This is a genomic window from uncultured Dialister sp. (genome assembly GCF_900538805.1).
Classification (GTDB): domain Bacteria; phylum Bacillota; class Negativicutes; order Veillonellales; family Dialisteraceae; genus Dialister.
The window spans coordinates 1-11,748 of record NZ_UPZP01000076.1 but is presented as its reverse complement, the minus strand read 5'-3'; the positions used below and the strand labels follow the sequence as shown (position 1 = coordinate 11,748).

General features: G+C 52.6%; 9 protein-coding genes and 1 tRNA gene. All 10 read right to left on the bottom strand.

All coding sequences use genetic code 11. From position 1 onward, the window contains the following. Nucleotides 1–833 precede the first annotated feature (833 nt). Nucleotides 834–2,564 (bottom strand): diguanylate cyclase, encoded by a 1,731-nt coding sequence (locus tag QZQ29_RS07190; protein WP_296961788.1) that lies wholly within the window; start codon nt 2,562–2,564, stop codon nt 834–836. Between the two features lie 292 nt (nt 2,565–2,856). Next, on the bottom strand, nt 2,857–3,150 hold the full coding sequence (locus QZQ29_RS07185) for a hypothetical protein (RefSeq protein ID WP_296961786.1): 294 nt from the start codon (nt 3,148–3,150) through the stop codon (nt 2,857–2,859). Between the two features lie 176 nt (nt 3,151–3,326). After that, a tRNA-Gly gene (locus tag QZQ29_RS07180) sits at nt 3,327–3,400 on the bottom strand. A gap of 259 nt (nt 3,401–3,659) precedes the next feature. Then, on the bottom strand, nt 3,660–4,487 hold the full coding sequence (locus tag QZQ29_RS07175; RefSeq protein ID WP_296961784.1) for a pyruvate, water dikinase regulatory protein: 828 nt from the start codon (nt 4,485–4,487) through the stop codon (nt 3,660–3,662). Nucleotides 4,488–4,499: 12 nt separating this feature from the next. Further along, entirely contained in the window at nt 4,500–5,132 is a 633-nt protein-coding gene (locus tag QZQ29_RS07170) for a helix-turn-helix transcriptional regulator (protein WP_296961781.1), read from the bottom strand. Nucleotides 5,133–5,232: 100 nt separating this feature from the next. After that, entirely contained in the window at nt 5,233–7,632 is a 2,400-nt protein-coding gene (gene ppsA / locus QZQ29_RS07165; RefSeq protein WP_296961790.1) for a phosphoenolpyruvate synthase, read from the bottom strand. Nucleotides 7,633–8,094: 462 nt separating this feature from the next. Beyond that, nucleotides 8,095–9,450, bottom strand: a complete 1,356-nt coding sequence (locus QZQ29_RS07160; protein WP_296961778.1) for a sodium-dependent transporter — start codon at nt 9,448–9,450, stop codon at nt 8,095–8,097. Between the two features lie 601 nt (nt 9,451–10,051). Next, complete coding sequence (locus tag QZQ29_RS07155) at nt 10,052–10,954, bottom strand: RluA family pseudouridine synthase (RefSeq protein ID WP_296961775.1); 903 nt, start codon at nt 10,952–10,954, stop codon at nt 10,052–10,054. Nucleotides 10,955–10,966: 12 nt separating this feature from the next. Beyond that, nucleotides 10,967–11,206 carry a hypothetical protein gene (locus QZQ29_RS07150; protein WP_296961772.1) on the bottom strand — a complete coding sequence of 80 codons (240 nt, stop codon included), beginning with the start codon at nt 11,204–11,206 and terminating at the stop codon, nt 10,967–10,969. A 22-nt stretch (nt 11,207–11,228) separates the two neighbouring features. Further along, on the bottom strand, nt 11,229–11,435 hold the full coding sequence (locus QZQ29_RS07145) for a hypothetical protein (protein WP_296961769.1): 207 nt from the start codon (nt 11,433–11,435) through the stop codon (nt 11,229–11,231). Between the last annotated feature and the right edge of the window lie 313 nt (nt 11,436–11,748).

The window sequence follows — 11,748 nt, the reverse complement described above, 5'->3', positions numbered from 1 at the left end:
AGCTATTTAAGGAGTCCCATGACGAAGCAGTGCATAAAAATTCTTATAAAAGCAGACTCTATGAATTAATCAGTGCTCCGCTAAGTCACCCATGCCTATAAGCAGCAGGAAAAGGGCTATAATGATTTTTGCTTTCATGATTTCCTCCTATCCTCCCATTTCAAAAATAGTATAGAAGCATTTCCTATCCATATCCAATGCTTTGTTTTTATAAAATTTCATGCTTCAGAAGCATGAAATAAGTACTTCCTGCATGTATCATAGCTTAAAAATCCAAAGATAAGAATTCTCACCTGGTGAGGGAGTAGGAACCGTGGGGTTTATGCTCTTTTCGGGCAATAAAAAAGAACCTTTTGGGTTCAAAGGGTTCAGAGGGTGTGGTGGCGCCTTCGGCGCAGTTTTATAGGCCGCCTTTCGGCGGGCAGTTTTGAGGTTTGTGTTATTTTCGATATTTACTGTTTCGGTGATTGGCCGCTGACATCGGTCAGCCGACCAAAAGGTAGGCCCTTTTATGGGCAGGCTAAGGGCCAACTTCGGCTGACTTGGAGGTCCTATGCAGGACCTCCACAGCCACCCTATCCGGCTGCGCCGGACTTCCCCCTAAAGGGGAAACGACTCACTACATTTTGCGCGTCGCTGGCGCTCCTTCAAAATGTGTTCGCTGTGCATCCACGGGAAAGCGTCTCACTTGCCACCCCTATTCAGGGGGGCAGAATAAAGTCTCTCTATGCTTTCCTGCAGAGACATACGACACAACTGTTCAACATTCCTAGTCCCACCGCGAAGTGGGGTGCCAAGCGGTGGGACTACAACCCGCAGGATTTTACAGCTCACTAATTCCCCATCATTTTCAGCCGGTCCCCTCTTTTATAGAGGTAGACGTAGTACAGTTCTCCGTAGAAGGGATTGGTGAATTTCCGGGCACTATCATCCACTTCGATGATATTTCCTTTTTTAGTTATCATGCGGAAGGATAGGAAGTCGATGTGTTCTGCATTGTCCTTTTCGTCCAGCTGGCGGTGTAATTCCTTTTGCATGGGACCTGCGTCGCCGGGGTGGATGACGGAAAGGAAATTGCCGCCGGTGTATTTCATGAAGTCTTCGTAGTCGTCACATTCCAGAAGGTCCACCATCACTTTGTTGGCGAAGAGGATTTCTTCTTTTTCCGTGGCTCTCAGCACCAGAATGCCGCCGGGGAGGTGGTCCGCCACGTCGGTGAGGTTGAAGCCGAACTGGCTTCTTTTGTCGGTGACGGAAATGGTGTCGTCAAACTGCCGCCAGCCTGCCTTGCCATTCAGCTTGGCTCCGTAGAGGGCATAGTCGGCGCGGATGCAGAGGCTGCCGTAGGAGTCTCCCTGCTCCGGATAGGCGGCGCAGCCAAGGGAGGCGTAGAATTTCACTTCCCTGTCTCCGGCCTTGAAGGTATGGGGATTTCTGGTGAAATCATCCATGGCCTTCGTCACCAGGCTGAAGTCTTCGTAGGGGTGGAAGAGGACGAATTCGTCACCGCCGTTTCGGGTGATAATGGATTTTTCCCCGAAGATTTCTTTCATGTCCCTCACCAGGGTTTTCAGGGCTTCATCGCCTACGCTGTGGCCGTATACATCGTTTACCAGTTTGAAATTGTCGATATCCAGGGCGATAACCATGGCCTTCTTTCCGGCATGGGCCTTCAGGTAGTCCGCCACTGCCCCGTCGCCGCCTTTACGGTTGTACACGCCGGTCAATGGATCCCTGCCGCCGCTTAACTTCAGGGCGCCATTTGCCTTCTTGAGGATGCCGTTTTTACGGAAGAGGAAGGAAATCATGGCAGAGAGGGAAATGCCCGACACAGTGGCGAAGAAGAGAAGCATCCAGTTCACATTGCTTCCCTGGGGCCGAAGGATGATGGTCCACATGTCCCCTGCAATGACCCGTTCCGCATGGGGATTTCCTTCTTCCGTACGGCCCAGCTCCTTCACCAGATGGGGCTCCTCTTCCCAGCTGTTTTTATGATAAAGGGTATAATCGAGCTTCTGTTTTCCCAGGTTGGAAATATTGGTACGGCTCATCACTTCCCTCTGGTCCACGGCAAAGACGATGTACCCCCAGAAGCTGCCCTCCTCCGGCACTCCATGCCGGAATACGGGGCGCACAAGCACCATCATCTTGTGGGAAAGCCCCACGTCCACGGAGTCAAGAAGCACCAGCCGGTTTTCCCGACGGGCCGTGTCCGCCGCTTTCTTCAGATGCCCTTTCATAAGGCTTTCAAAATCCACCTTTCGTGAATTTTCCGCTGTAATAATAAGGGGCTCCCCCTTTTCCGGCAGTATCTGGATACTGCGAATCATGGGATTCATGGCCATCACCATCTGTGCTTCCAGGGGATGGGTCATGTAGGCCGGCGCATCATGCTCCAGCTTGGATGCCATGAGCCTGGTCACCACATCCCACCAGTTCACCAGGTTGTCAATGCCTTCCAGACGATGGATGGCATAGGGCGTAAATACTTCCCCATCCATGCGGCGATGGTTGTCATAGAGGAAAAAGTCAAGGCAGAGCGTCAAAAAAAGACCGACTATCATGATGGGTAAGCTCAGTGATTGTATCATTTCCCTGATTCTGCTCATCATCATGATTCCGGCCTTTCAGTAAAAAACGATTCGTTTTATAACTACTACGTTTTCATTATACACTTTAAGGAATACGTAAACAAGCCTTGTCCATAGCAGAAAGGCGGCAGGAAAAAGGCGCAAACCTTGCTGCTGTCATTTGGAAAATGTGCGGGAAACAGGGGAAAGAAAAAGGAGCCATGAAAAATGATTCCCATTTTCCATGGCTCCTTTTCAGTCAGGGTATATAAATAAGAAATATCAATTATTTGCCTGCGTTTTTCAGGGCAATTCTCCAATCCCTGCCCTGCTGGTGTACGTCATTCACATCCGCTTTCTGTACAGCGTCCTTATTGGATTCCACATCTGCCTTTTCCTGGGCGGTGAGGTGGATGTCCTGGTTCTGGTCGGGCTGTCCTTTCTTTTCTGCGTTGTAAAGGGCAATGCGCCAGTCTCTTCCCGGATCCCCTGCGGCGGTGCCGTCAGCGGCCTGAACGCCCATGGAAATGCAGGAAAGCGCAATTCCTGCAGCTGCGAGAGCCATGGTTACTTTTTTCATTTCTATCTACCTACTTCTTTCATGAAGTCAATGAATTGGCTGTTTAGAGTATTAAATTACTTCAGGTAATTATTGCAAATAGAAATGTATATTTTTTATAAGCTTGATATAAGTAAATATTGTAAATATTTATTGAAAATAAAAAAAGAACCTTCTGCAAGGTTCTTCTCATCGTCTGGAGCGGATGAAGGGAGTCGAACCCTCCTGTCCAGCTTGGGAAGCTGGCGTTCTACCGATGAACTACACCCGCATTTAGGTACTTTTTAATCATATCATATTCCGGCGCCTTTTGCCAGTAGGAGTTAGCGTCCTTGGGCGCTAATGGTTCTTAAGATTGACGGCCCTGCCGGGCCAGAGGGTTCTCAGGTTTGACGGCCATATGGGCCGAGGGTTGTGGTGGCGGCTGACGCCGCAAATAAAAAGGAGGGCACGGCTTCGCCGCGGGCTGCTGAAAAGGGTTCAGAGGGAAAGAAAGACTGCAGAGTTTTAGGCTCTGCAGTCTTCTTCTATCAGTATTTGTCTCCGTAGAGTTCTTTATTTCTCTGGACGATGGCCATGATGCGGCTGGCCGTTTCTTCGATGGCCTTGTTGGATACGTCGATGACCATGCAGTGGAGCTGGCGCATGACTTCCTTGGCGTAGGAGAGTTCGTCTTCTATGCGGGCAATGTCGGTGTAGTTGGCAGTGCCGGAGAAGCCCAGGGCTTTCATTCGTTCGCTTCTGATGGTGTTGAGTTTGTAGGGATCGATGATGAGGCCGATGATGCGGTAAGGCGGGATGTGGAAGATTTCTTCCGGCAGCGGCACTTCCGGAACCAGGGGAAGGTTGGCTACTTTGTATTTTTTGTGGGCCATGTACATGGACAGCGGTGTCTTGGATGTACGGGACACGCCGATTAAGACCACGTCGGCCTTGGAGAAGCCGGCGGGATTCTTGCCGTCGTCGTATTTCACGGCAAATTCGATGGCTTCCACTTTACGGAAGTATTCTTCGTCCAGTTTGTGGATAATGCCCGGTTTCATTCTGGGCTTGGTGGTGGAAATGGATCCCACCATGTCCATCATGGGTCCCAGGATGTCCACGTACCGCACGTTCTTGGCGTCCGCCATTTTTTCAAAGGTCTGCCGGAGTTCCGGACTCACCAGGGTATGGCAGACCACGGCGCCGTGCTGGGCTGCTTCTTCTATGACTTTCTGAATCTGTTCCGCATGGCGGATGAAGGGCACCCGCACAATGTCGATGTCTTCATCAAACTGGCTGATGGTGGCTTTGGCCACGCTTTCCGCCGTGTCGCCCAGGGAATCGGAAACAACGTAGACTTCCGGTATTTTATTCAAGGGCTTTCCTCCTTATCTTCTGCCCCGTCCCAGTTCAAGGAAGAGGCGGGTAATATTGGTTTTGGAAATCCGGCCTTTGAGCTGGAATTTCCTTTCTCCGTCCACATCTCTAAAGGTGCCTACGGGGAGGCAGTCGATTTCATAATCGATGAGTTTCTGTGCAATGGAAACCATGTCTTCGTCGGGCTCTGCGTATATCATTTTGGAACGGGATGTCATGACCATGGAAATGGGCACTTTGGCCAGGTCTTCCCTGCCCATGGCAGATTTCAAAAGGTCTTTCCGGGATACAACGCCCAGTACGTCGTCTTCTTTCCCTACGAAGAGGGTGCCGATGTCCTCTGTGAAAAGGAGGACGGCGGCGTCATAGGCATTGGAGTCGGCATTTACAAGGACAGGGCGGGACATACAGGCTTCGGCGGTGCAGGAGCGGATTTCTGCGGCTGCAGGATCCTCTCCGCCGCCCAGGTAGTAGTATCCCAGCCGGCGCCTGGCGGCAATCACTTCTCCGGAGAGGAGGACTGCCAGGTCGCCGCGGAGGGCGCTTCTGGTCACATGAAGCCGTTCTGCTATCATTTCACCGGTGATGGGGCCGTTTTCCCGGACGATGCGGGTAATTTCTTTCTGGCGGCTGGTGAGCTGCATGTTGACTCCTTTCTTGCTTTTCGCTGTAGTATGAAACCGGGACTGCAGGGCAGCCCCGGTTTACAGAATCTTCAATGGTCAGGCTGCAAAATACCCCTGATTACCAGGTGTAGTCTTCTACATCCTTGAGTCCTCTTCCGGTAGCAGCGTCCAGCATGAGTCTCTGTTCAATGCGGGCTACGTTTCTCTTGGTAGCTTTCACCATATCCGGGTTGACGGATACGTAGTCGATGCCGCTCTTCACCAGAAATTCGGTGAAATCAGGATATACGGACGGTGCCTGCCCGCAGATGGAAACGGTCTTGCCGTCTTTGTGGGCGGTGGCGATGAGGTGGCGGACAGCTCTCTTGATGGCCAGGTTTCTTTCATCGAAGAGGGCGGAAACGGTGTCGTTGTTTCTGTCGCAGCCCAGGATGAGCATGGTGAGATCGTTGGAGCCGATGGAGTAGCCGTCGATGTACTGGTTGAACTGGTCAGCCAGGATGATGTTGGACGGGATTTCAGCCATGAGGAAGAGTTTGAAGTCCGGACCTCTTTCCAGTCCTTCTTCTTTCATGATGGCGGTGACTTTGGCTGCTTCTGCCACGGTGCGGCAGAAGGGGATCATGCAGTTCAGGTTCTTCAGGCCGTATTCTTCACGGACTTTCTTTACTGCCTTCAGTTCAAGACGGAAAGCGGCGGTGTACTTGGGATCGTAGTAGCGGGAAGCGCCTCTCCAGCCCAGGAGGTCAGCCGGTTCTACCGGTTCGTATTTGTCACCGCCCTTGAGGTTTCTGTATTCGCCGGACTTGAAGTCGGAGAAGCGGAGTACTACCGGCCGCGGAGCCAAAGCGCGGCATACTTTGGAGATGCCTTCTGCCAGCATGTCGATTACTTTTTCCGGTTTGCCCTGTTCGATGAGGTACAGCGGATGTTCATGGATGAAGGTGGTCCAGATGAATTCTTCACGCATGAGGCCGATGCCGTCGCAGGGGAGGCTTGCATATTTGTCAGCCAGGTCCGGGTCCCCCAGGTTCATCATGACGCCGGTGCCGGTGGGTGCAAAGTATTCAGCGGCCACAACGGTGGTGCCTGCTGCGCCTGCTGCCTGCTTCGGTTCGTCCTTCTTCACCAGGTCTTCCACAATGCCTTCGTAAACGACGCCGTTCTGGGCATCAATGGTGATGTCCTGGCCGGATTTCAGAACTTTGGTGGCTTCCACGCTGCGGCTCTTGGTGCCGACAACGCAGGGAATGCCCAGTTCGCGGGAAACGATGGATGCGTGGCAGGTCATGCCGCCGGCATCGGTAACAATGGCAACGGCTTTCTTCATGGCCGGTACCCAGTCCGGGGAGGTCATGGTGGTAACGAGGACTTCGCCTTCCTGGAATTCATCAATATCCTTCGGATCTGTAATTACATGGCATTTGCCTGCTGCCATTCCCGGGCTTGCGGGAAGACCTTTAACCAGTACCTTGTGATCAGTTGTCATTTTCACTTCTCCATTTCCAGCTTTCTTTTCTTTATTCTTCTTGGACCATACGGTTTCCGGGCGAGCCTGGAGAATCCAGATGCGGTCCTGATGGTCCACAGCCCATTCCATATCCATGTAGCAGCCGTAGTGTTTTTCAATGGCCTTGGCATAGCTTGCCAGTTTCACCACCTGGTCGTCGGTGAGAGCCTGGGATTTAGCCAGTTCTTCCGGAACCTTTCTTTCTTCCACATCGCCGCCGGGTTTGCGAACCAGTTCGATGGACTTTTCATTCACAATGCGGGATTTGATGGTGAGGTCTGCTTTATTGACGATGAAATTATCCGGTGTCACAGTGCCCTGTACCACGTATTCCCCAAGGCCCCAGGAGCCTTCGATCATGACGCAGGAATCGTCACCGTTGGCAATGTTCACGGTGAACATAACGCCGGCCACCTTGGAATCGGCCATCATCTGCACTGCTGCAGAGAGGGCCACATTTTCATGGTCGAAATGTTTCTTTGCGCGATAGTATACAGCACGGTCGGTGAAAGTGGATGCGTAGCATTCCTTTACCTTGCGAATCACCATGTCACGGCCGGTGACGTTGAGGTACGTATCCTGCTGGCCTGCAAAGGAAGCATCCGGCAAGTCTTCGGCGGTGGCGGAAGAACGGACTGCCACATAGGGATTTTCCTCATTCACTTTCTTAGCCAGTTCTTCGTAAGCGTCGCCGATGGCCTTGGCCAGGTCTTCCGGCATTTCAGCGGAAACGATGCTTTCGCGGATCTTGGTGCAGACTTCGTGGAGTTCCACGGAATCTTCCACATCCTTCAGATCCTGCAGCATTTCATGGATTTTCTTGTTCTGTCCGGTGGTTTCCATGAAATAGCGGTATGCATGAGCTGTGGTAGCGTAGCCATAGGGAACGGGTACGCCGGTGGAGGTGGTCAGTTCACCCAGGGAAGAAGACTTCCCGCCAACCAGTGCCACGTCCTTCCTGTGCAGTTCATCAAACCATAAAACATAAGCATTTTCTCTTGCGTCCATCATAGCCCTCCTTAAGGTATGAAGATAAGAAATATGAACTTGACTTTCTTGTACACTATTTCGCATCAGCAAATTTATAGTATACCTTTATACTACAAAAGTCAAGATACTTTATGACACAAAGACAGCCTGTTTAGAAAAATAATGATATCCTTATGGGGACCGCGAAGCGGTCCCGGGTTCAAAGGGTTCAGAGGGTTCAGAAGGTTGTGGTATCGCCCTACGGGCGATGAGTTTTATAGCCGCTCCGCGGCTGCCGCCAACAGGCGGCATTATAACTCCCCTCTGAACCAGCCCGGAAGGCGCAGCCGTTCCCGGGCCGAACCCATCGGTCAGTGCGCAGCACATGACCGATAGAACCCGGGTGCCGAAGGCACCTGAACCCTTTTGCTTTCGGGAATACAGCCAAGCGCCAGTAGTATCTCCCAAAATAAAAAAGCGCCCCCGGAAGGGCGCTTTCCATCACATAAGTCCGCGAATCAGGATGACCAGGATGAGGATGGGGAGGATGAACTGGAAGTACGGTTTCAGCCAGCGGGGCATTTGCATGCCGCTGCCTTTATTTACTTCTTCGATGTAGTTGTCAAAGCCCCAGCCGAAGCGGGTGACGCAGAAGAGGAGGTACACCAGGGCGCCGCCGGGGAGGAGGAGGTTGCTTACCAGGAAATCTTCGCTGTCCAGCACGTCCCTGGCACCGATGAAGTGCATGCCGGAAAGGACGTTATATCCCAGGACGCAGGGGATGGAGAAGAAGAATACGATGATGAGATTCACCATCACCGATTTCTTTCTTGTCCAGCCGAAGTTATCCATGGCGCAGGCGATGAGGTTTTCAAATACCGCCGTCACCGTGGAGAAGCTGGCGAAGGTCATGAATACGAAGAACAGGGTGCCCCAGAGCCTGCCGGCGGTCATGTCGGTGAAGATTTTCGGCAGGGTAATGAAAATGAGGGATGGGCCCTGGTCAGGATGGACGTCGTAGGCAAAGCAGGCGGGGAAAATGATGAGTCCTGAAAGAAGGGCCACGAAGGTGTCCAGGGCAGTAATGCGCACGGCTTCGCCGGTTAAGGTGAAATCGTCGGTCATGTAGCTGCCGAAGATTTCCAGGGCACCGATACCGAGGGATAGTGTAAAGAAGGCCTGGTTCATGGCTGCGGCCGCCACATTGCCAAGACCCGCTTCCACCGCCCTGTCCCAGTCCGGCAGGAGGTAGAATGCAAGACCCGGTTCACCGCCTTTCAGGAAAAGGCTGTGAAGAGCCAGCACCACGATAAGGATGAGGAGGCAGGACATCATGACCTTCGTAATCCGTTCCACCCCGTTATGAAGGCCCAGACCACACACCAGGAAACCAAGGAATACGGTGAGTGCCATGAAGATTCCCATTTCCCAGGGACTTCCCAGCATGGCGGTAAAGACCGTCGGTATGGCGTCCTGTGAAATCCCGCTGAAGGTGCCGGTCAGGAATTTCCAGAAATAGGCCAGCATCCAGCCGGATACGGTGGTGTAGTACATCATGAGGAGGTAGCAGCCCAGGATACAGAACCAGCCGTGCAGGTGCCAGAAACTGCCCGGCTTCTCCAGCGCTTTGTAAGCGCCCACGGCACTCTTCCTGCCGCCCCGGCCCACCGCCAGTTCCATGGTCATCACGGGAATGCCCATGAGAAGGAGGAAGCAGAGATAAAAGAGGACAAATACGGCGCCGCCGTATTCTCCTGTAATGTAGGGAAATTTCCACACATTCCCTATGCCGATGGCACAGCCTGCACTGACAAGCAGGAAGCCCAGTCGGGATTTAAAACTGTCGCGATTTTCCATAAATTTCTCCTTATAATTTGATATGTATAACAGGTATTATACAGCCCCTCGTGCCGTGGCGCCAGTTGGGACACACTCATGGGGCCACTGCGTGGCCCGGGTTCAAAGGGTTCAGAGGGTTCTGCCTGCCTTTGGCAGGCGGGTTCAAAGGGTGTGGTGGCGGCTCGCGTCGCAAATATAAAAAAGGCGCCGCTTCGCGGCAGCGCTGCCGCAGGCAGCATTCATAACTACCCTCTGAACCAGCCCGCTCTGTGGGCGGAACCCATCGGTCAGTGCGTCAGCACATGACCGATAGAACCCGGGCGCCGAAGGCGCCTGAACCCTCTTGCTTTCGGGGATACAGTATGTCTGATGTCTTCCCGCCGACCGGTATTTACTCCCCCATGAGTCACTCACTCCATGTACCGAGATCCTTCGCTTACGCTCAGGATGACGTGTGTTCGGCGGGAAGCGGTCGGCGCAGCGATACTTTATAACTCCCTCTGAACCAGCCCGCTCTGTGGGCGGAACCCATCGGTCAGTGCGCAGCACATGACCGATAGAACCCGGGCGCCGAAGGCGCCTGAACCCTCTTGCATTTGGGAACACCGTAAGAACGACCTTATATCTCTACTCCCTTAAAATACTTCTCCACAAAAGGCACCCGAGAGAGTTTGATGGTCCTTCCGGAGAGGTAGGAGAGGGGACCTGCTTCTTCTCCGAAGGCGAAGGTGGTTTTATAGGAACAGAGGAGCTGGCGTCTTTCTTTTTTTGTGCGGTTCCATTCCTTGGAGCCGTACTTGTCATCTCCCAGGAGGGGATGGCCGGCGTGGGCCATCTGGCAGCGTATCTGGTGGGTGCGTCCGGTGAGGAGGCGGCATTCCACCAGGGACAGGCCCTGGCGGAAGGATTTCACTTCGTATTCGGTCACCGCCGTTTTGGAGCCCTTCACCGGATGGTCTGTCACGTAGACCCGGTTCTTTTTCGCATCCTTGAAGAGCTGGTTCTCCAGCCTGCCCTTTTCCGGCGTCATCCTGCCGGCTGCCACGCAGAGGTAGGATTTCCGGATTTTCCTTTCCATTATCATGCGGTCAAGAATTTCCCCGTCCTTTGGATTTTTCGCCAGGATCAGGATGCCGCTGGTATTGAAATCGATGCGGTGCACCGGATAGGCAGGGGGTTCCCCTTTTGCTCTAAGGAAATGATTCACTCTGTCCAGCAGGGTGTCCTTTGCCACCCCTGTCACGTCCAGAGAGAGGAGTCCGGCGGGTTTATTCACCGCCAGAATGTGGTCATCCTCGTAGAGAATATCCACGGGTGCTGTCTTTTTTTCTTCCAGCACAAAGGAGCGGACCCGGTCCCCTTCCACCAGCCGGTAGGAAGGTTCTTCCTTCTTTCCGTTCACTTTGATTTTCTTCGTGCGTAGGGATTTCATAAAAAAAGACCGGCCCCAGCCTTTCCTTTCCAGGAGGAAAGCGTCCAGCCTTTTCCCTGCCTCACCGGCCCTGATGGTCCATTCTTCCATGCTTTCCTCCTGTCACCGGTCCTGGCGGGAAGGGGCATTTCTTCCTTCCCTTTGCCGAATGCCCCGCTGCGTCAGCTCCCGGATGGTCCGGTAAACCACTTTGTCATGCTCTCCTGCAATGTCAAAGGCGCCGCACATGGCCTGGGACAGGGATGTCATAAGCGGCCGGTACTGCTCCTTATCTATGATGATTTCTATTCTTCCCTTATCGTGTTCAATGACCTGGATTAAAGCATCCGGTTTTTCTTCCATACCTTCTCCTCCGGAAATCGAATTATTTTCTGTCTTCCCTGTAAGACCCGGCCAGCACAGCAAGAAAAGCGTCCACGTCCTGCACATGGTCTTCAGGAATCCCGTGCAGGGAGCATAGGGCTGCCGTAAGCAAAGCCTTCGTTTCCTTTCTCGTTCCATCGGAATGAAGGGTGAGCCCCGCTTCATCCAAGGTAATGGCTATGGAAATACGGTTCCTCCAATTTTCCATGGTCTTCCTCCCTGCAGAAAATGTATTATATCACACCATTTATGCTACACGAAAGAGGCGGTAAAGGCAATACTTCAGGGGGCCGCTTTGCGGCCCGGGTTCAGAGGGTTCAAAGGGTTCAGAGGGTTCAAAGGGGAAGGTTGACGGGGCCTTTGGCCCCGAGGGTTCTTAAGGAAGCGCTGATTAATTCATTGTTCGCTTTTATTCTTGAATTTTTATGCAATGCAAGGAATGGGGCGACGCGAATAGCGAGCTATTTAAGGAGCCTCATGACGAAGCAGTGCATAAAAATTCTTATAAAAGCAAACTCTAT